Source organism: Comamonas testosteroni, from assembly GCF_014076415.1.
In the GTDB taxonomy this organism is placed as follows: Bacteria; Pseudomonadota; Gammaproteobacteria; order Burkholderiales; family Burkholderiaceae_C; genus Comamonas; species Comamonas testosteroni_F.
In genome coordinates, this window is sequence record NZ_CP043568.1 from 2,902,445 (window position 1) to 2,922,836 (window position 20,392).

Genomic DNA, 20,392 nt, shown 5'->3' on the forward strand with positions numbered 1-20,392 from the left:
TCCATGAAGATTGGTGAACTGGCTGAGGTCACTGGTACGGCGGTTGAGACCATTCGCTTTTATGAACGCGAGAAGTTGTTGCCTTCGGCTGCTAGAGCTGAAAACAACTACCGGATGTACTCGACGGAGCACATAGGCCAACTTGCCTTCATTCGACGCTGCCGATCACTGGATATGACACTTGATGAAGTACGTGCTTTGCTCTTGCTACGCGAGTCATCTGCGAAGGACTGTGCGGAAGTCAATGCACTCTTGGACACACACATAGAACATGTCACTCATCGCATTCAGGAACTGAATGCTCTCCTCACTGAACTCCAGACCATTCGTGCAAGCTGCAGCGCTCCAAAGGCGCTTTCTGAATGCGGCGTTCTCTCAAGACTGGAGACAGGCTCCACGACAAGCAGCGCGTCTACTCGCCCCCAGCGCCATATCGACGGCGCGCACTAGGGAGCCATGCGCCGACCAATTGACCGAGTGGATGCGGCAGGCGCTCATCGCTTTCTATTGTGGTAATCAAGAGGAGCATTCAATGGCGTTCGAGCTCATTGTTTGCAACGTAGATCTTTAGCGTGCTGCCTGCAAACGCGGCAGGTGCGATCTTCGACAACTCGATGGGCCTGTGACCCATCACATCAAATTTCCAGATGAACTGTTCCCCACCATTGGTGAACGCGACCGTCTCTCCACACACAAGATTGAGATATTGAGTGCTTCGTGTTGTGTCAACAACGCGTGTGACCTGAGACGCAGCACCTGCTCGTCCAAATGTTTTGTCTGCACCGCGTGTAGTCGAGTTGGTCTTTGCAGTCGTGCTTCCAGACTGACCGACGAAACTGCTTTCATTTGCCGATGCTGTCATCACGACGGTGGCTGAGGACAGCAGGATCGAAGCCAGAATTGCGAGATTAGTTTTCATGATGAAGAGTCCTTGATCAATTACTTGAAGAGTGTCTGAGCGCCTTTCTGCCCAGACACATCAAATATATAGACAGGCACGTTACGCAATATAGTCTGCAACATGATACTTTTGTAATCTACAGCGTAAATTAACCTGATTACTAAAATGTAATCTGGATGTCAGATTTCTGTCGGTATTGCACACATAGAGTTCTGTGCCCCTATTTCAAATCGAATTTCGATATTTCCATTAGGGTTAATAGGATTTCTATGAGCGCACCAGCATCCGAAGAGAATCTTAAATCTCACCGGTCAAGAATAGCATTGTTGTTTCAAAAATCTACCGATCGCCATAAGCTATGGGTAACTATTATTGCTCTGCTTGTGATGCAATTTGTTTTTGCATCTCTAGGATATGAAGGCAGAAAAATATTACAGATAAGCGTCCTACTTATACCGACTCTATTATTATTACTAATTCCAATCAATAACTCTAGATTAAATCTAATTAGAGCATTTATTGTTTGGAGTTTTGTTCTTGTATTTCTATTAGACTCAGCCGTCCGAGCGCATCTCATCTCAATGTATGCTGCTGCGCCAGATAGTACGATGGTGGTAAGTGCACTTGCTAACACAAATACATCGGAAATTGGAGGCTATATCTCCACACACATCCGTGATTTCAGTGGATCTAGCATTATTTTATTTATTTCAGCGGGTGTTGCTCTCTGGTTATCTTTAAAAGGGGCAAGAAAAAGAACGAAGGTCTCGAAGATTGAGCTGATTGCTTTATCCATCATCATTTTGATATCCGCCGTTTCATACATCAGCAAACCATGGAGAAGGATAAATCCTCTAATTTTTTGGTCTAATTTAGCTGGATCCGTAAAGAATACGAAAGATAGCTGGGCATCATATGGAAAAGAGCGCGCCTTAGCACAAAGGTCAGCAAAAAGTGAGATTCCTTCGATTGCTAGAAAAGACAAATCCACCGTAGTTCTTATTATTTCCGAGAGCATAAATCGAGATAACATGGGTATTTATGGCTACGAAAGAAATACGACACCAAGGCTTGAAAAGCTTCAAAAAGATATAGGCGATAAATTTCTCGTCATTCGTAATTCATGGTCCACGGAAGCAACTACTATTCCTGCCATTGATAGCATGATGAACTTCACAACTGGCGAAGGAGATAAAAAATTAAATATAATTGCCCTCGCAAAAGAAGCAGGATATAAGACTTGGTGGATAAGCAACCATGATGATATTGCAATTACGCAGAAGCATGCTGCCATGGCCGACGTGGTTTCCATGGAAAATAATAAGCCAGGGAGATCCAGCAATTCACTTGATGAAATTTTACTGCCTTCGTATGAGAGTGCCCTGAAAGATTCACACCCTCAAAAATTGATTGTTTTACATATGCTGGGAGCTCATCCTCATTATCGACTCCGGTACCCAGAGAATCAACCGAATTTTCCCGATGATGAAGTATCAAAAATAATGTCGGCGGCTGAACGATCAATGTGGGTTCAGCAGTTTAGAAATGACTACGATTCCGCTATTCTTTATCAAGACACTGTAGTTTCATCTGTCTTTGAAAAATTAAGAAGTTCCCCATCCAGTGCAGATGACTATAAGTCCATTATTTACGTATCAGATCACGGACAAGAAGTTGGGCATCAAACAAATAAAGTTGGTCACAGTCCAAGTACTGCATCCGGTTATAAAATCCCCACAATAATTTGGACATCGACTGGAACTGATGTTGCTTCTAAAATTATATCTGATAGACCATTTAGAGCTGACTGGCTCGCTTGGACCATGTCGGATCTAATGGCATTAAGATGGAATAGTTACGAGCCATCTCGAAGTATTATCAACCCAAGCTATAGCTGGGTTAGCCCAAGCTTACCTATAAAAGACCCAATAACTGGGGCGTTGTTGCACATATCAGCCCCAGGCCAGATTTCCCCAACCCCAGGCGTGGCTAGGCCACAGCCACCGTCTGCGGGCAGCCCAGTTCAGTAAACCGATTGGGGATGACGGCTCGAATGTGCAGTTCGGCAACTTGGCGGCGACACTCTGGCCCATGCTTTTTGCACTTCCACTCGGCTTCGTCCAGGAACTTGATGTCCGTGGAGTCGACCAGTAGGCGCAGGCCGGCGGAGCTGGACCGGTAAGACTGCGTTGGCGGTTGCACAACGTGCTGAAGTCGGGAACTGGTCACAGCAGTCCAGACAACGCCAGTAGTGTCAGAACAAAGCATGTGGTCTGCCGCAAGGTCAATCCAAAGAGGTTTGATGGTCAGGCCGTACTGGATGGCCGCATCGGAGAACTTCGGGCTGTGCCCGCGTTTGCCGCTGGCAGCTGCAAACCAGCCATGCCCTTGTCCAGCCAGATGGTCGGTGAGCCCCGCGCTTTGAGCGCTGCGTTGTATTGCTTCCAGTTGGTGGTGCGATAGCGGGGTTTGGACGACGGGGACTGACACATCGCACGAGGCTACCTAACCTTAGCCGGCAATTTGAATACGAAGGACTTCCCGCCATCTTGGTCTGCTGGATACGCAGTGTCACGTTGGATCGGCAAGCCAATTTCTTCGTCATTCATCAGGAGTCGTGCCATGCAAAACATCGTCCGTGTTGGGGTAGATCTCGCAAAGAATGTGCTGCAGGCCCATGCAGTCAATGCTCAAGGGAGGATGGTCACTAACCGGGCCATCCAGCGCAGCAAGTTCTTGGCATGGTGTGCGCAATTACCTGCAGGGTGCCTGATGGTCATGGAGGCTTGCGGTGGTGCGCACCACTGGTGTTCGGCAGTTGCTGCGCATGGACTTGGATGCACGCATGATGGCAGCAGCATTGGTTGCACCCTATCGCTTGCAGGGCAAGAGCGGAAACAAAATGCCAATTATGCCGCTGCCATTTGCGAGGCAGCCAGCCGTCCTCAGATGCGCCTTGTTCCCGTTAAGACTTCAGAGCAGCAGGGCATACTATGTGTGCATCAGCCGCGCGAAGGGTCAATGAGGAACGCACAGCATGCATCAAACGTATTCGAGAAATGCTCGCCGAGTTTGGCATCGTCCTGCCGCAAAGCCCCAGAGGCTTGCGCACCTATTTGCACGATATCTTGGAAGATGCGAGCAATGACCTCGCAGGCGCAGCCCGCATTGCGCTACAGCGTGCACTCATGCATTGACAAGAGCTCGATGAACATCTTCACTGGTGTGAGCAGCGTATTACAGCTCACTGTGAAGAAGATGCCCAGGTGCAGCGAGCTGCCGCCATCAAGGGCTTGGGATCACTCACTGCATTAGCGATGGTCGGCGACTTCAAGCAGTTTAGGAAGGGTGCACAGTTTGCCGCCTGGCTTGGGTTGACGCCCAGACAGAATTCCAGCGGAGGCAAATTCAACCTCGGAGCCATCACCAAGCGAGGCGATAGTTACCTGCGCACTTTGCTGGTGTAAGGAGCCAAGGCCGTAGTGCTGACCGGCAAACACAACCTCGACCCTATCTCCCAATCGGTAATGGCCTTGAGGCCGCGCAGTGGCTGGCAAAAGGCCGCCGTGGCTTTAGCCAACAAAAATGCACGCATCCTGTGGGCGCTCATGACACAGGAGCGCACCTGTAACGCAGGCCATGCCAGCGAACGCCCTAGACCACCCATTTCTGCCGTTGCCTGAGGCAAGCACTTCAACATGCCAGACGTGAAATCAAAGATGCAATGAACAGGTTAGATCAGCAGCAGGCAAGCTCGGTTGTTGCATTGTGAGTCGCAATACGTCACGAGATTTGAATAGCACCCTGCTGCGCGGTTTGTTTCAGGGGGCGCACACCTCGTGCCTAACACCGTCTGTAGATGTGCAGTCTGTTTCTCGTTTCAAGCACCTTGATCGTCTTGGCAGTCAGGTTAGTCAAAAGTTACTGATCAGCGCTTGCGTTGACGGGAAGTCCCTGTAGTGCAACAACGCCAATGACAGTCCCTTCTTCTATCAATGGTTCGGTTTCAATTCCGTGACCATAGCTTTGCCATTGATCGACTCTGCTTGGAACTTCACCTTATCGCCAACCTTTAAGCCGTCGAGCATCTTCTTATCGGATACCTCGAAGCCCATGGTCATGGCCGGCATCGCCAGGTTCGGAATATCTCCGTGACGCAGGACGACAAGGTTCTTTTGGATGTCAACCTTGCGGACTTCACCATCAACTAAGGGCATGGTGGAAGCTGATGCACTTGCAGCTGGCTTCTTTGGCATTTTCACGTCCTGAGCATGGACTGTTGTGAACGCTGCACATGTGAGGGCTGCGGCAAGTAAGTGAGTTGTTTTCATGGGTCTTTCTTTCAAAAAAATGGTTATGAAGCCTCGACTGAGGACGCTTTAAGGTTCGGAGAGTGGTGTTTAGTGATGGGGCGCTTCCGATGGATCAAGTACCAGGCAGCGGGGATGACAAGCATGCTCAATAGCGGGGCCGTGACCATCCCGCCGACCATGGGAGCAGCGATGCGGGTCATGACTTCAGAGCCGGTGCCATGTCCGATCAGGATGGGCAATAAGCCCGCCATAACCACGGCAACAGTCATGGCCTTCGGCCGCACGCGCATGACGGCGCCCTCGCGAATGGCGGCCAGTAGCGTCTCTTCATTGTCCGGCTCGCCTGCGGCCAGATGCTGTTTCCAGGCGTTCTGCAGGTAGACGAGCATCACGACGCCAAACTCGGCGGCAACGCCGGCCAGGGCAATGAACCCCACGGCAGAGGCCACCGACACCGCGTGACCGAGCGCCCAGATGAACCAGAACCCACCGACCAGCGAGAATGGAACCGCTGCCATGACCAATGCGGCATCGCCTCCACTGCGAAACAGGACGTAGAGCAGCATGAAGATGACGGCCAGAGTGAGTGGTACGACGACTTTCAGGCGTTCCGTGGCCCGCTCCAAATACTCGAACTGGCCAGACCACGACAGGGCATAGCCGGCAGGCATGGCCACCTGCTTGGCAACAATGGCTTGCATGTCATGGACGACGGAGCGCAAGTCCCGGCCACGTACATCGACATAGACCCAGCCCGAGAGCCGTGCGTTTTCACTGCGGATCATGGGTGGGCCTTCTGCGATGACGATCTTGGCGACGTCCTGCAGGAGCACGGTGGCACCCTTGTCTGTCACGAAAGGCAGCTTGCGCAGGCGTTCCAGTGAATCGCGGATTTCGCGCGGGTAGCGGACGTTCACCGGAAAGCGCTCTCGACCCTGAATGACTTCTCCGACATTCTCACCACCGATGGCTGTAGATATGACCGCCTGCACGTCTGCCACAGAAAGTCCGAACCGTGCAGCGGCTTGTCGGTCCACATCTACGTCAATGTACCGGCCCCCTGTCAAGCGTTCGGCCAACGCGGAAGAAACACCAGGCACTGCGCGCACGGCGGATTCAATCTGTGCCGCGAGCTTGTCGATGGTGGCGAGGTCTGGTCCGGCGACCTTGATGCCGACGGGACTCTTGATGCCGGTGGCCAGCATGTCGATGCGGTTGCGGATCGGGGGCACCCATACGTTTGATAGACCCGGAACCTTGACCACCCGGTCCAGTTCTTCAACCAGCTTCTCCGAGGTCATGCCAGGACGCCATTGCTCACGTGGCTTGAACTGGATGGTGGTCTCGAACATCTCCAGCGGCGCAGGATCGGTCGCAGTATCTGCTCGTCCTGCCTTGCCGAACACACGCTGAACCTCGGGCACTGTTTTGATAAGCCGGTCTGTCTGTTGCAACAACTCTGCGGCCTTTGAGACCGAAATACCAGGCAACGCCGAGGGCATGTACAGCAGGTCGCCTTCGTCCAGCGGCGGCATGAACTCACCGCCCAGCCGCATGACCGGAATTGCGGTGATGGCCAGGGCCAATGCCGCTGCCAGCAGCGTGGACTTAGGAAAACGCAAAACCAACTCCAAAGCAGGCCGGTAAATGGCGATAGGGCTTCTGTTGATGGGGTCGTCTCAGAATTCGGAAAATAAAGCACGCTAAGGCGTAGTCACCCCGTGACTCCCCCGCGCCGATGCAGCGAGCTTCGTTCCGTCTTGCAGTGACGCAATCAGCGGGCAGGAAACGTTCCCTTTCCGCGCATGGCAGGCGCACACCAGTTCAGACAGCACGGCCTCCATGCGTGCCAAGTCGGCCATCTTCTCGCGCACATCCTTGAGCTTGTGCTCGGCCAGGCCGCTGGCTTCCTCGCAATGGGTGCCATCCTCCAGCCGCAGTAGCTCGGCGATTTCGTCCAGGCTAAAGCCCAGCCGCTGGGCCGATTTCACGAACCGCACTCGTGTTACATCCGCCTCGCCATAGCGGCGAATGCTGCCATAGGGCTTGTCTGGCTCCGGCAGCAGGCCCTTGCGCTGGTAGAACCGGATGGTCTCCACATTGACCCCGGCCGCCTTGGCAAAAACGCCAATGGTCAGATTCTCAAAATTAATTTGCATATCGCTTGACTCCGTACATAACTACGGAAGTAAGCTTAAGCTATCCAAACCAAATTTGAAAGGACAAGCGTATGTCTGAACCACAAAACGGGCGCGGCGCGCTCTTCGCCGGTGGGCTGGCCGCCATTCTTGCGTCGGCCTGCTGCCTGGGGCCGCTGGTTTTGATCGCCTTGGGGTTCAGCGGGGCATGGATCGGCAACCTGACGGTGCTGGAACCCTATCGCCCGATCTTCATCGGCGCAGCGCTGGTCGCGCTGTTTTTCGCCTGGCGGCGCATCTACCGCCCGGCGCAAGCCTGCAAACCGGGTGAGGTCTGCGCGATTCCCCAAGTGCGAGCTACTTACAAGCTCATTTTCTGGATCGTGGCCGCGCTGGTCCTGGTCGCGCTCGGATTTCCCTACGTCATGCCATTTTTCTATTAATCACAGGAGTTCATCATGAAAAAACTGTTTGCCGCCCTCGCCCTCGCTGCCGTTGTTGCCCCCGTGTGGGCCGCCACCCAGACCGTCACGCTGTCCGTACCGGGCATGACCTGCTCCACCTGCCCGATCACCGTCAAGAAGGCGATTTCCAAGGTCGAAGGCGTCAGCAAAATTGACGTGACCTTCGAGACACGCGAAGCGGTTGTCACGTTCGATGATGCCAAGACCAGCGTGCAGAAGCTGACCAAGGCAACCGGAGACGCGGGCTATCCGTCCAGCGTCAAGCAGTGAGCCACTGAACCCGAACCTGGGGCGATCATGGGACTGATTACACGCATTGCCGACAAGGCTGGCGCGCTTGGCAGCGTTGTTTCCGCGATGGGATGCGCTGCCTGTTTCCCGGCTATCGCCAGCCTGGGCGCGGCCATCGGCCTTGGCTTTCTACAGGAATACGAAGGGTTGTTTATCTCCAAGCTGCTGCCGCTGTTCGCAGTCGTGGCTTTGCTGGCGAATGCACTGGGCTGGCTGAGTCATCGGCAATGGTACCGCAGCCTGCTCGGGATGGTCGGCCCAGCCATCGTGCTGGCGGCCATGCTCTTGTTTTTTGGCAATTGGTGGACGGCGAACCTCCTCTATGTCGGTCTGGCCTTGATGATCGGGGTGTCGATCTGGGATCTGCTCTCACCGGCCAACCGCCGCTGCGAACTACCACCCAAACACGGCTAACTGCATTGGCAGTTGCCGAAACGAAAAGGAACGATGCAATGTATTTGAATATCACCGGAATGACCTGCGACTCGTGCGCGACACATGTCAAGGACGCCCTGGAGAAAGTGCCGGGCGTGCTGTCGGCGCTCGTGTCCTACCCGAAAGGCTCCGCGCAACTCGCCACCGATCCCGGCACCTCGCCAGAGGCGCTGACCGCCGCTGTGGCCGGCCTCGGCTACAAGGCCACACCCGCCGATGCCCCATCCACTTCAGCGCGGGGCAGACTGCTTGGCAAGGCGCTGGGATGGCTGGGCGGTGGCGACAAGGCTGGTGGTGATGGGGACGGACTGCACGTCGCCGTTATTGGCAGCGGCGGAGCCGCGATGGCGGCGGCGCTGAAGGCCGTCGAGCAAGGTGCGAACGTCACGCTGATCGAGCGCGGCACCATCGGCGGTACTTGCGTCAATGTCGGCTGCGTGCCGTCCAAGATCATGATCCGCGCTGCCCATATCGCCCATTTGCGCCGTGAAAGCCCATTCGACAGTGGCATCGCGGCGACTGTGCCTGCGATTGATCGCAGCAAACTACTGGCCCAGCAGCAGGCGCGCGTCGATGAGCTGCGCCACGCCAAGTACGAAGGCATCCTGGACAGCAACCCGGCCATCACCGTGCTGCATGGTGAAGCGCGTTTCAAGGACGACCAGAGCCTTGCCGTCCGTTTAAACGATGGCGGCGAGCGTGTGGTGGCGTTCGACCGCTGCCTGGTCGCCACGGGTGCCAGCCCGGCCGTGCCGCCGATTCCGGGCCTGAAAGAGTCACCCTACTGGACTTCCACCGAGGCCCTGGTCAGCGACACCATTCCCGAGCGCCTGGCCGTGATCGGCTCGTCTGTGGTGGCGCTGGAACTGGCGCAAGCCTTTGCCCGGCTGGGCAGCAAAGTGACGATCCTGGCACGCAGCACGCTGTTCTTCCGCGAAGACCCGGCCATCGGCGAGGCCGTTACAGCCGCGTTCCGTGCCGAAGGGATCAAGGTATTGGAACACACGCAAGCCAGCCAGGTCGCGCATGTGGACGGCGAATTCGTGCTGACCACCGGGTACGGTGAAATACGCGCCGACCAGCTGCTGGTCGCCACTGGCAGGGCACCGAACACGCGCAGCCTGGCATTGGAAGCGGCGGGAGTCGCTGCCAATGCGCAGGGGGCCATCGTCATCGACAAGGGCATGCGCACCAGTACGCCACACATTTATGCGGCTGGCGACTGCACCGACCAGCCTCAGTTCGTCTATGTGGCGGCAGCGGCCGGCACCCGTGCTGCGATCAACATGACTGGCGGCGATGCGGCCCTGGACCTGACCGCAATGCCGGCCGTGGTGTTCACCGACCCGCAGGTCGCCACCGTGGGCTACAGCGAGGCGGAAGCACATCACGACGGGATCGAGACCGACAGTCGCACCTTGACCTTGGACAACGTGCCGCGTGCGCTTGCCAACTTCGACACACGCGGCTTCATCAAGCTGGTCATCGAGGAAGGTAGCGGACGGCTCATCGGCGTGCAAGCGGTGGCCCCGGAAGCGGGTGAACTGATCCAGACGGCGGTGCTCGCCATTCGCAACCGTATGACCGTGCAGGAACTGGCCGACCAATTGTTCCCCTACCTGACCATGGTCGAAGGGCTGAAGCTCGCGGCGCAGACCTTCAGCAAGGACGTGAAGCAGCTTTCGTGCTGCGCCGGATGAGGAAAAGGAGGTGTTCAATGAGCGCCTACACAGTGTCCCGGCTGGCCCTTGATGCCGGGGTGAGCGTGCATATCGTGCGCGACTACCTGCTGCGCGGATTGCTACGGCCGGTCGCGTGCACCACGGGCGGCTACGGCTTGTTCGATGACACCGCGTTGCAACGGCTGCGCTTTGTACGGGCTGCCTTCGAAGCGGGTATCGGCCTGGACGCACTGGCGCGGCTGTGCCGGGCGCTGGATGCTGCGGACGGTGACGGTGCGTCTGCGCAGCTTGCCGTGTTGCGGCAACTCGTCGAGCGTCGGCGCGAGGCCCTGGCCAGCCTCGAAATGCAACTGGCCGCCATGCCAACCGAACCGGCACAGCACGCGGAGAGTCTGCCATGAACAGCCCAGAGCACTTGCCGTCTGGGACGCACAAACCGATCACCGGCTACTTGTGGGGCGCGCTGGCCGTGCTCACCTGTCCCTGCCATTTGCCGATTCTCGCCATTGTGCTAGCCGGCACGACGGCCGGCGCGTTCATCGGGGAGCACTGGAGTATTGCAGCCCTCACGCTGACCGGCTTGTTTGTCCTGTCTGTGACGCGGCTGCTGCGGGCCTTCAAGGGAAGATCATGACCGCTTCCCAGCCAGCCGAGAGTGGGCAGCTTTGAGCTTCGCTACCAATCTGGAGGAGTACCACCATGAACGCAAACGCCCCGAACACTGCCAGTTGCACCACCTGCTGCGTATGCTGCAAAGAAATTCCGCTCGATGCCGCCTTCACCCCGGAAGGCGCGGAATACGTCGAACATTTCTGCGGGCTGGATTGCTATGAACGCTTCCAGGCACGCGCCAAGGCCGCGACAGAATCTGACATTGCGCCTGTCCCTGGCGGTTCGCAGCCGTCAGATTGAGGCATACCCTATCCTGATGTCAGGAGAAGCCACCCAGCAACGTCAGAATAGAGTTAACTTTTGTGTTTCTTGACACCTGCGGCGAAAGGTCATAGATTTCTTCCTGACACTTTCGTATTTGGAGGTATCTTGCAGGGTCAACGCATCGGCTACGTCCGGGTCAGCAGCTTCGACCAGAACCCGGAGCGGCAACTGGAGCATGTCGAAGTCGGCAGGGTGTTCACCGACAAGGCGTCGGGCAAGGACACCCAGCGGCCCGAGCTTGATTCGCTGCTGGCCTTCGTGCGCGAAGGCGACACCGTGGTGGTTCACAGCATGGATCGCTTGGCGCGCAACCTCGATGACTTGCGCCGCCTCGTACAAAAGCTGACCAAGCGCGGCGTGCGCATCGAGTTCGTCAAGGAAAGCCTGACCTTCACCGGCGAGGATTCACCGATGGCGAACCTGATGCTGTCGGTCATGGGGGCATTCGCCGAATTCGAGCGGGCCTTGATCCGTGAGCGGCAGCGCGAAGGCATCGCGCTCGCTAAGCAACGCGGAGCCTACCGAGGCCGAAAGAAGTCTCTGAGCGGTGAACAGATTGCTGAACTGAAACGGCGCGTCACGGCGGGCGAGCAAAAAGCGAAGCTGGCCCGTGAATTTGGTGTCAGCCGGGAGACCCTGTATCAATACTTGAAATTGGATCAATAAATATGCCTCGTCGTTCCATACTGTCCGCCGCCGAGCGGGAAAGCCTGTTGGCGTTGCCGGACACCAAGGACGACCTAATTCGACATTACACGTTCAGCGATACCGATCTCTCCATCATCCGCCAGCGGCGCGGGCCTGCGAATCGCTTGGGCTTTGCCGTGCAGCTCTGCTACCTGCGCTTTCCCGGAATCTTCCTTGGTGTCGATCAGGCGCCGTCTTTGCCCCTACTGAAACTGGTCGCCGACCAGCTCAAGGTCGGCGTCGAAAGCTGGGACGACTACGGGCAGCGGGAGCAGACCCGGCGCGAGCACCTGGTCGAGCTGCAAACGGTGTTTTGCTTCCAGCCGTTCACCATGAGCCACTACCGGCAGGCCGTGCACACGCTGACCGACCTGGCCATGCAAACCGACAAAGGCATCGTGCTGGCTAGAACCTTGGTTGAGCATCTGCGGCGACAGTCGATCATCCTGCCCGCGCTCAACGCCATCGAGCGCGCTAGCGCCGAGGCCATCACTCGCGCCAACCGGCGCATCTATGATGCCTTGGCCGAACCACTGTCGGACACGCATCGCCGCCGCCTCGACGATCTGCTCAGGCGCCGGGACAACGGCAAGACGACCTGGCTGGCCTGGCTGCGCCAGTCGCCGGTTAAACCGAACTCGCGGCACATGCTGGAACACATCGAACGCCTCAAGGCGTGGCAGGCGCTCGATCTGCCTTCCGGTATCGAGCGGTCGGTGCACCAGAACCGCCTGCTCAAGATCGCCCGTGAGGGTGGCCAGATGACGCCCGCCGACTTAGCCAAGTTCGAGCCGCAACGGCGCTACGCCACCCTCGTGGCGCTGGCCATCGAGGGCATGGCCACGGTCACCGACGAAATCATCGACTTGCACGACCGCATCCTGGGCAAGCTGTTCAACGCCGCCAAGAACAAGCATCAGCAGCAGTTTCAGGCATCCGGCAAGGCGATCAACGCCAAGGTGCGGCTGTTCGGGCGCATCGGCCAGGCGCTGATCGAGGCCAAGCAAGCTGGCCGCGATCCGTTCGCCGCCATCGAGGCCGTCATGTCCTGGGATGCCTTCGCCGAAAGCGTCACCGAGGCGCAGAAGCTCGCTCAGCCCGATGACTTCGATTTCCTGCACCGCATCGGCGAAAGTTACGCCACCTTGCGCCGCTACGCGCCGGAATTCCTTGCCGTGCTCAAGCTGCGGGCCGCACCCGCCGCCAAGAACGTGCTCGATGCCATCGAGGTACTGCGTGGCATGAACACCGACAACGCCCGCAAAGTGCCTGCCGATGCCCCGACCGACTTCATCAAGCCGCGCTGGCAGAAGCTGGTGATGACTGACGCGGGTATCGACCGGCGCTACTACGAGCTGTGCGCGCTGTCCGAGCTGAAGAACTCGCTGCGCTCGGGCGACATCTGGGTGCAGGGATCGCGCCAGTTCAAGGACTTCGAGGACTACCTGGTGCCGCCCGCGAAGTTCGCCAGCCTCAAGCAGTCCAGCGCATTGCCGCTGGCCGTGGCCACCGACTGCGACCGGTACCTGCACGACCGCCTGACGCTGCTTGAAGCGCAGCTTGCCACGGTCAACCGCATGGCAGCGGCCAACGACCTGCCGAATGCGATCATCACCGAGTCGGGCCTGAAGATCACGCCGCTGGATGCGGCGGTACCCGACACCGCGCAGGCGCTGATCGACCAGACAGCCATGATCCTGCCACACGTCAAGATCACCGAACTGCTGCTCGAAGTCGATGAGTGGACGGGCTTCACCCGCCACTTCACGCACCTGAAATCGGGCGATCTGGCCAAGGACAAAATCTGCTGTTGACCACCATCCTGGCCGACGCGATCAACCTGGGCCTGACCAAGATGGCCGAGTCCTGCCCCGGCACGACCTACGCCAAGCTCGCCTGGCTAAAAGCCTGGCATACCCGCGACGAAACCTATTCGACAGCGCTGGCCGAGTTGGTGAACGCCCAATTCCGGCATCCCTTCGCCGAACACTGGGGCGACGGCACCACGTCATCGTCGGACGGCCAGAACTTCCGAACCGGGAGCAAGGCCGAGAGTACCGGTCACATCAACCCGAAATATGGCAGCAGCCCTGGGCGAACCTTCTACACCCATATATCCGACCAGTACGCGCCGTTCCACACCAAGGTGGTCAATGTCGGCGTGCGCGACTCGACCTATGTACTTGACGGCCTGCTGTACCACGAGTCCGACCTGCGCATCGAGGAACACTACACCGACACGGCAGGCTTCACCGATCACGTCTTTGCCCTGATGCATCTCCTGGGCTTCCGCTTTGCGCCGCGCATCCGTGACCTGGGCGACACCAAGCTGTTCATCCCCAAGGGGGATACCGCCTATGACGCGCTCAAACCGATGATTAGCAGCGACAGGCTGAACATCAAGGCTATTCGTGCCCACTGGGATGAAATTCTGCGGCTGGCGACCTCGATCAAGCAGGGCACGGTGACAGCCTCGCTGATGCTTCGGAAACTCGGCAGCTATCCGCGCCAGAACGGCTTAGCCATCGCCCTGCGCGAGCTGGGGCGCATCGAACGCACGCTGTTCATCCTGGACTGGTTGCAAAGCGTGGAGCTGCGCCGCCGCGTCCACGCTGGACTGAACAAGGGCGAAGCGCGCAACGCGCTGGCCCGCGCCGTATTCTTCAACCGTCTGGGCGAAATCCGCGACCGCAGCTTCGAGCAGCAGCGCTACCGGGCCAGCGGCCTCAACCTGGTTACGGCGGCCGTCGTGTTGTGGAACACGGTCTATCTGGAGCGCGCAGCACATGCGTTGCGTGGCAACGGGCATGCTGTCGATGACGCGCTATTGCAATACCTGTCGCCGCTCGGCTGGGAACACATCAACCTGACCGGCGATTACCTCTGGCGCAGCAGCGCCAAGATCGGCGCGGGCAAGTTCAGGCCGCTACGACCGTTGCAACCGGCTTAGCGTGCTTTATTTTCCGTTTTCTGAGGCGACCCCGAGAAGGGCTTCCCGACTCTCAATGCGTTGGTATGGCATAGGCCACGCCAAGCTGAGCGGCCAACTCAGCAAGGCGTCGATCTGCAGTCCAAAGCAAAGCGCCTGGTGTGATTAGCGTCGAGGCGAGCAGCGATAGATCGACCAAGCCGCAGCCCTTACCGAATAGCTTGTTCTTCTCAAGGAAGGCCAAAGTCTCGGGAATTGAAGCTTCCTGGCTCGGCCGCAGCATGGCCAGGGCTGCGAGCGTATCGGCACGCGGCGCTGGCGGCGTGCCGCAGGCCAACTCTGCATGCACCATGGGATGCATCAGCACGCTGTCTTGCAACAGGAGCTCCTGCAGGTGAATGTCGGCCTCCCGAAAATGCCTCACCCACACCGATGTATCGACTAGAACGGACACCGGCATCAGCGAGAGCCTTCTGCCTCTGCCGCGCTGCCACGGCGTGGCACGTCAGGCATGTCTGGCGCGCTTCCGCCCAGGGCAGCCAAGCGCTTGCCTGCCTCGACGCGAGTGAAGGTCTCAAGTGCCAGGCGTACCAGTTCAGGCACAGCAATACCGGGCGCTGCAACAGCGCGGGCACGGTTCACGACTTCGTCGTCGATCGTAAAGGTCGATCTCATGGCTACTCCTTTAACATCAAGTTTGATGCATTGTCGCATCAAATGGGATGTTTGCGAATGATAATTTGTATTGCACAATACAAATATGACCCAGCAGCCAAACCAGCTTGACCTTGTGCCCACGCCCTCACCCCGCTTGGCACCTACGCAGGAAACCTACAACGAGCTGCAGATGGCCTACGACCATTTCAACGAGCGGCTGTTTGGGGGGCAGCTCCCGAGTTGCTTGATTACGCTGCAGCGGGAAAAGCGGACTTTCGGCTACTTCTCTGCAGCTCGCTTTGCCTCGTTGGACGGCTCAACCACAGATGAGATCGCGATGAATCCGACCTACTTTGCGGTCGTACCGATCATCGAAACACTCCAGACCCAAGTCCATGAAATGACGCACTTGTGGCAGCACCACTTTGGCAAGCCAGGCCGAGGCCGCTATCACAACGAGGAATGGGCACGAAAGATGGAAAGCATTGGGCTCATGCCCTCTTCTACCGGGCAACCTGGTGGTGCGCGAACCGGTGATAGCATGGCGGACTACGCCGTCGAGGGTGGCCGCTTCCTGGCTGCATGCGACGAGCTGCTGACCGCGAATTTCACACTCAGCTGGTACGACCGATTCCCCTCTGCAGATCATGTAATCGCTGGCCAAGCCAGCATGGCCAACCACATTCAAGGCATCGAAGGGACCAAGCCTCCAATGGCCAGCATCCCTGCCCTCGCCGAGGCAGTGAAGCCCACGGGCTTAGCTGTTGCCGCCACTGCAGGGGAAGACGGAGTGCTTACTACGCCCGCCAACAGATCCAATCGGGTGAAATACAGCTGCAGCGGATGCAAGAATCCGGTCTCAGTGTGGGGAAAGCCGGGCATTAAGCTGATATGTGGTGAGTGCAGAAAAAGTTTTGACGTTCAATAAATCATCAACGACTGGAGATTCATCGAGCGCGCACATAAACTTCGCTCGTTTGACCGGACTGGCTAACATCTGCCTGCATTCCATTCTGGCTTGCCTTAGAAAGAACAACTGACAATCATTCGGTTTCCTGTATGGGGACCGACTGGACTGCCCCGCTACAGTAGATAATTCCCAGCCTCTTGCCCAGGCACGCTCAAACGTTTTGAGAGCAGTCCGGCACCATCAAGCTCAGTGCTTGTATTCACCCGATGAATGACCCCGAGGCATTGAGCGAAACGGCCGCGTAAGTAGACTGAAAATCACCAATGCAACCGCTACCTTCTTAAACGCAGTGCATTGAAGATTACAGACGCCGAACTCAGGCTCATAGCGAGTGCTGCGATCATTGGCGACAGAAGCCACCCTGTGAACGGATACAGAACTCCCGCAGCAATCGGTACACCAATTCCGTTGTAGACGAAGGCAAATAGCAAGTTCTGACGCATGTTCCGTACTGTGTCAGTTGAAATTTCACGTGACTGTGCAATGCCACGCAAATCACCCTTGACCAGCGTGATCTGACCGCTGTTCATTGCTACGTCAGTCCCTGTTCCCATGGCTACACCTACATCAGCTTTTGCCAAGGCCGGCGCATCGTTGATCCCGTCACCAGCCATGGCAACCACATGGCCTTCACTTTGCAATCGCTCCACGAGAGCTAGCTTGTCGGCGGGCTTGACTTCGCCATGGACTTCATCAATTCCAAGCTTGGCACCAACAGCCTTGGCTGTGGTCAGACCATCTCCCGTTGCCATGACAATTCGCAAGCCGCTTGCATGAAGCGTTTGAATAGCATCCAAAGTGCTAGCTTTGATAGGGTCTGTTACTGCCAGGATGCCTGCGAACTTCCCATCAGCCGCTAAATGCATGATGCTTGCACCCTCTCCTCGCAGGCGTTCTCCGTCCGCTTGCAAGGAAGATACAGAAACGCCTTCTTGAGCCATCAGTGCGGTGTTGCCTAATGCCAAGCGCCGCCCCTCAACGGTTCCACGTACACCAATACCGCTGGCGGAATCGAAGTCCACAGGTTTAGCGAGTTGCAAGCCTTGTTCGCGTGCAGCTCGGACGATGGCATCCGCAAGCGGATGCTCGCTACCCTGATCCAAGCTAGCGGCAAGCCTCAAAACTTCGTCAGCCGTGAAATCTGGAGCAGGAATCGCTTTATCGAATGCAGGCCGACCTTCTGTCAGGGTGCCCGTTTTATCTACGATGAGCGTATCCACTTCACGCATTTTTTCGATGGCGCCTGCGTCACGGAACAAAACGCCTTGTTCTGCAGCGCGCCCTGTGGCCACCATTACTGACATGGGTGTGGCCAAACCTAGCGCGCATGGGCAGGCGATGATGAGTACCGCGACGGCATTGATCAACCCAAACACCCAACTGGGCTCTGGGCCAAAAATTCCCCAGACGAAGAAGGTGACTACAGCGACTAGCACGACAACCATAACGAACTTTCCAGCCACTACGTCGGCCATTCGCTGCATCGGTGCCTTCGACCGTTGGGCCGATGCAACCATCTGAACGATCTGGGAAAGCATGGTGGCAGCCCCCACCTTTTCTGACCTCATGACCAGAGCTCCACTCGTATTGAGTGTGGCGCCGATCAGTTTGTCGTCAACGCGCTTTGTCACAGGTATTGGCTCGCCCGTGAGCATCGATTCATCAACGGCGCTTTGACCTTCCGTGACAATGCCATCCACGGGTACTTTCTCGCCTGGACGTACGCGCAGCAGGTCTCCGACATGCACGTGGCTGAGGGGAACATCTTCCTCACTGCCATCTGCATTGATACGCCTTGCCGTCTTAGGAGCTAGGCTAAGCAATGATTTGATAGCGGCCGAGGTCTGAGAGCGAGCCTTCAGCTCAATGATCTGCCCCAACATGGTCAAAGAAATGATGACCACCGCTGCCTCGAAATAAACAGCTACACGGCCCATGGATACGAACGAGTCGGGAAACACACCAGGTGCCAGCGTCGCTACGAGGCTGTAGACAAAGGCGGCTCCCGATCCCAAGCTGATCAACGTCCACATGTTCGGACTGCGGTGGATGATTGACTGCCAGCCTCGAACAAAAAAGGGCCAGCCCGTCCATAGCACCACGGGCAGGGAAAGAGTCAACTCGACCCATGTTTGGGTCTGCATAGTGAACCAGCCGAACTTGTGTCCGAACATGGCCAGAGTGGTAACAATCAGGGTGAGTGGTAGCGTCCACCAGAATCGCCGTTGAAAGTCTTGCAACTCGCTGTTGTCCTCTTCTCCAACCGGGATCAGTGGCTCCAGAGTCATTCCGCATTTAGGGCAGTTTCCGGGATGATCTTGCCGGACCTCCGGATGCATCGGGCAGGTATAGATCGTTCCGGCGGGAACCACGCCCGAGTCATCAAACGATTTCTGATCTGAATGACTTGCAGCCACATGAGCATGTTCGTGCGAGCTGAGCAACTGGGCCTCAGGCACTAAATGCATTTGGCATTTAGGACAACGCCCCGGATGATCTTGATGGACTTCAGGATGCATTGGGCATACATAGACTGAGCCCTCTACTGCGTGATCCGCCTGCCCGCTACTCGATATGAATTGCGCAGGGGCATGAGCAAATTTTTGCTGGCAATCGGCACTACAGAAGCGATAGGTCCGTCCCTCGTGAACTATCTGATGGGCCGACTGTGGAGAGACAGTCATGCCGCAAACAGGATCTTGCAAAGGCTCGGCGTCAGTTTTGGTGTTTTCCAACTCTACTGATTCTGAAGAAGATCGATGCTGATGATGTTGCATGCAGATGGCCCTTCGCGATGTTGGATCGATTCTTGGCTCTTACACCATGTGAATGTCAAGCCAGAATCTGCTTGAGAAATAACTCTGTCCACCTCTTCTGAGGTACCGCAACCTGAGTACGGTGCTTGTGGCCATCTCAATCCAAGAAATGATTCTGGGGTTGAGGTGGCCTTTGTCATGACTACATGGCACGGAGATCATCCAAGCATGAATCCTCCGAAGCGATGCACCCTTCCTCTCCGTGTGCAGTCCCCGTGTCAGCTGTCGGTGGGTGATCTAAAGGTTCAAATTCCTTTTGGCGAAAGAATCCCTAACCAAGCCACACTCGCCAAAACCAGAACTGCCAGTGTTGCTTCCATGAACAGGCTCTGGCGTAGCTTAGAGACTGCTTGCGCGCGATTCCCTGAGCCCAATGATGCCTCCAGACTTGGACTAAGCCGGAATCGATTTGCTGCTGCCAATGCAAGCATTCCGAGAACCAGCATTAGCTTGCCTAGCAGCAACTGACCATAGAGTGTTGAAACAAGCGGATCAAGCGAAGGCCCTGCGATCAATACATAGTTGACTACGCCACTGGCTGCAAGAACGAAAACGATCAGAGTTCCGACATGGGCAAAGCCGTTTGATGTGCGGCTCAATATGGCTACGGTGTCCTGTGTCGCATTTGCCCTACTTGTGGCTAAGATCAAAAAAGCAAGCAACGCGCCGACCCATGCACCTGCTGCCCAGAGGTGGGAGATGTCTGAAGCAAGGTGGATGTATCCACGCATTCCGTCGTCCATCGCTCCATGACCAGCCCAGGCCAGTGTCGCCAGCGCTACACCGCTAGATACGGACATGGCAACGAAGCGAAACGTTGGATTGAACTTCACTAGGGCAATCAAGATGCAAAGCGCTAGCGCAAGAATACGAATGCACCAAGCAAGGCCCATGTGAGTGCCGGTGATGAGCATCTCGAAGATATGCGTTGACAACTCGGAGTAAGTTTGCGCACCGGACATGGCCTTGGCAAGGACTGTCATGCCAATCACTGACAGTCCAATCCCGATTACTGCACATACACCAACGCAAACGCGATAGCGACGCGCAATTGCCAAGGATCGCTCGTCGTGGCCAAGGGCATAGACGCTGAACATGGCGACGCCAAAACCTGCAGCCATGTCCAGATACAGCGCAAGGCGCAATACGATGGTGAACCAATCCTCGGCCATT

The 20,392-nt window shown here is 56.7% G+C and carries 18 protein-coding genes and 4 pseudogenes; 13 read left to right on the forward strand and 9 right to left on the reverse strand.

Annotated elements, in window-relative coordinates; translation table 11 throughout:
* The first annotated feature begins 3 nt into the window (after window positions 1-3).
* Entirely contained in the window at window positions 4-450 is a 447-nt protein-coding gene (gene cadR, locus F0P97_RS13145) for a Cd(II)/Pb(II)-responsive transcriptional regulator (protein ID WP_080944588.1), read from the forward strand.
* Between the two features lie 79 nt (window positions 451-529).
* Here the strand turns inward: cadR and F0P97_RS13150 are convergent, their stop codons facing one another.
* The gene (locus F0P97_RS13150) at window positions 530-919 is read right to left on the reverse strand and encodes a CzcE family metal-binding protein (RefSeq protein WP_182287045.1); all 390 of its coding nucleotides are present in this window, start codon (window positions 917-919) and stop codon (window positions 530-532) included.
* 251 nt (window positions 920-1,170) lie between these two features.
* On the opposite strand from F0P97_RS13150, the gene F0P97_RS27575 reads away from it, so the two are divergent.
* Entirely contained in the window at window positions 1,171-2,931 is a 1,761-nt protein-coding gene (locus F0P97_RS27575) for a phosphoethanolamine transferase (protein WP_228744756.1), read from the forward strand.
* Window positions 2,932-2,953: 22 nt separating this feature from the next.
* Here F0P97_RS27575 and F0P97_RS13160 read toward each other — a convergent pair.
* A pseudogene (locus tag F0P97_RS13160) lies at window positions 2,954-3,393 on the reverse strand (transposase); the annotation flags it as partial.
* Window positions 3,394-3,523: 130 nt separating this feature from the next.
* On the opposite strand from F0P97_RS13160, the pseudogene F0P97_RS13165 reads away from it, so the two are divergent.
* A pseudogene (locus F0P97_RS13165) lies at window positions 3,524-4,584 on the forward strand (IS110 family transposase).
* 309 nt (window positions 4,585-4,893) lie between these two features.
* Here the strand turns inward: F0P97_RS13165 and F0P97_RS13170 are convergent.
* The 3 genes and pseudogenes from F0P97_RS13170 to merR all read right to left on the reverse strand — a co-directional run bounded on the left by F0P97_RS13170 (window position 4,894) and on the right by merR (window position 7,373).
* A complete protein-coding gene (locus F0P97_RS13170; RefSeq protein WP_003067087.1) occupies window positions 4,894-5,232 on the reverse strand; it encodes a copper-binding protein in 339 nt (112 codons plus the stop codon).
* Window positions 5,233-5,255: 23 nt separating this feature from the next.
* Window positions 5,256-6,863, reverse strand: a pseudogene (locus tag F0P97_RS13175) (efflux RND transporter permease subunit); the annotation flags it as partial.
* A gap of 54 nt (window positions 6,864-6,917) precedes the next feature.
* Entirely contained in the window at window positions 6,918-7,373 is a 456-nt protein-coding gene (gene merR, locus F0P97_RS13180) for an Hg(II)-responsive transcriptional regulator (protein WP_001166628.1), read from the reverse strand.
* 71 nt (window positions 7,374-7,444) lie between these two features.
* On the opposite strand from merR, the gene F0P97_RS13185 reads away from it, so the two are divergent.
* The 9 genes and pseudogenes from F0P97_RS13185 (at window position 7,445) to F0P97_RS13225 (ending at window position 14,797) form a co-directional block, all read left to right on the forward strand.
* A complete protein-coding gene (locus F0P97_RS13185) occupies window positions 7,445-7,795 on the forward strand; it encodes a mercuric transport protein MerT (RefSeq protein ID WP_001294660.1) in 351 nt (116 codons plus the stop codon).
* A 15-nt stretch (window positions 7,796-7,810) separates the two neighbouring features.
* Window positions 7,811-8,086 carry a mercury resistance system periplasmic binding protein MerP gene (gene merP / locus F0P97_RS13190; RefSeq protein WP_000732276.1) on the forward strand — a complete coding sequence of 92 codons (276 nt, stop codon included), beginning with the start codon at window positions 7,811-7,813 and terminating at the stop codon, window positions 8,084-8,086.
* Window positions 8,087-8,113: 27 nt separating this feature from the next.
* Window positions 8,114-8,521, forward strand: a complete 408-nt coding sequence (merC, locus tag F0P97_RS13195; protein WP_000522993.1) for an organomercurial transporter MerC — start codon at window positions 8,114-8,116, stop codon at window positions 8,519-8,521.
* A 38-nt stretch (window positions 8,522-8,559) separates the two neighbouring features.
* Entirely contained in the window at window positions 8,560-10,242 is a 1,683-nt protein-coding gene (gene merA / locus F0P97_RS13200; RefSeq protein ID WP_003055149.1) for a mercury(II) reductase, read from the forward strand.
* Window positions 10,243-10,259: 17 nt separating this feature from the next.
* Complete coding sequence (gene merD, locus F0P97_RS13205; RefSeq protein WP_001277463.1) at window positions 10,260-10,625, forward strand: mercury resistance co-regulator MerD; 366 nt, start codon at window positions 10,260-10,262, stop codon at window positions 10,623-10,625.
* The gene (merE, locus tag F0P97_RS13210) at window positions 10,622-10,858 is read left to right on the forward strand and encodes a broad-spectrum mercury transporter MerE (protein ID WP_003055146.1); all 237 of its coding nucleotides are present in this window, start codon (window positions 10,622-10,624) and stop codon (window positions 10,856-10,858) included. The genes merD and merE overlap by 4 nt, the downstream gene beginning before the upstream one ends.
* Window positions 10,859-10,923: 65 nt before the next feature.
* The gene (locus F0P97_RS13215; protein ID WP_000993245.1) at window positions 10,924-11,136 is read left to right on the forward strand and encodes a DUF3330 domain-containing protein; all 213 of its coding nucleotides are present in this window, start codon (window positions 10,924-10,926) and stop codon (window positions 11,134-11,136) included.
* 129 nt (window positions 11,137-11,265) lie between these two features.
* Window positions 11,266-11,826 carry a recombinase family protein gene (locus F0P97_RS13220; RefSeq protein ID WP_003055107.1) on the forward strand — a complete coding sequence of 187 codons (561 nt, stop codon included), beginning with the start codon at window positions 11,266-11,268 and terminating at the stop codon, window positions 11,824-11,826.
* Window positions 11,827-11,828: 2 nt separating this feature from the next.
* Window positions 11,829-14,797 (forward strand): annotated as a pseudogene (locus tag F0P97_RS13225) (Tn3 family transposase).
* A gap of 52 nt (window positions 14,798-14,849) precedes the next feature.
* On the opposite strand, the gene F0P97_RS13230 reads toward F0P97_RS13225, so the two are convergent.
* Together F0P97_RS13230 and F0P97_RS13235 are read right to left on the reverse strand one after the other, a co-directional pair.
* Window positions 14,850-15,236, reverse strand: coding sequence for a type II toxin-antitoxin system VapC family toxin (locus F0P97_RS13230; protein ID WP_003055100.1), 387 nt, complete (start codon window positions 15,234-15,236; stop codon window positions 14,850-14,852).
* The gene (locus tag F0P97_RS13235; RefSeq protein ID WP_003055097.1) at window positions 15,236-15,451 is read right to left on the reverse strand and encodes a DUF2191 domain-containing protein; all 216 of its coding nucleotides are present in this window, start codon (window positions 15,449-15,451) and stop codon (window positions 15,236-15,238) included. The genes F0P97_RS13230 and F0P97_RS13235 overlap by 1 nt, the downstream gene beginning before the upstream one ends.
* Before the next feature lie 85 nt (window positions 15,452-15,536).
* On the opposite strand from F0P97_RS13235, the gene F0P97_RS13240 reads away from it, so the two are divergent.
* Entirely contained in the window at window positions 15,537-16,361 is an 825-nt protein-coding gene (locus F0P97_RS13240) for a SprT-like domain-containing protein (RefSeq protein ID WP_003055094.1), read from the forward strand.
* 314 nt (window positions 16,362-16,675) lie between these two features.
* Here F0P97_RS13240 and F0P97_RS13245 read toward each other — a convergent pair whose 3' ends face one another.
* Both F0P97_RS13245 and copD read right to left on the reverse strand, forming a co-directional pair.
* Window positions 16,676-19,180, reverse strand: a complete 2,505-nt coding sequence (locus F0P97_RS13245) for a heavy metal translocating P-type ATPase (RefSeq protein ID WP_182287046.1) — start codon at window positions 19,178-19,180, stop codon at window positions 16,676-16,678.
* Between the two features lie 284 nt (window positions 19,181-19,464).
* Window positions 19,465-20,391, reverse strand: coding sequence for a copper homeostasis membrane protein CopD (gene copD, locus F0P97_RS13250; protein WP_003071641.1), 927 nt, complete (start codon window positions 20,389-20,391; stop codon window positions 19,465-19,467).
* Window position 20,392 lies beyond the last annotated feature (1 nt).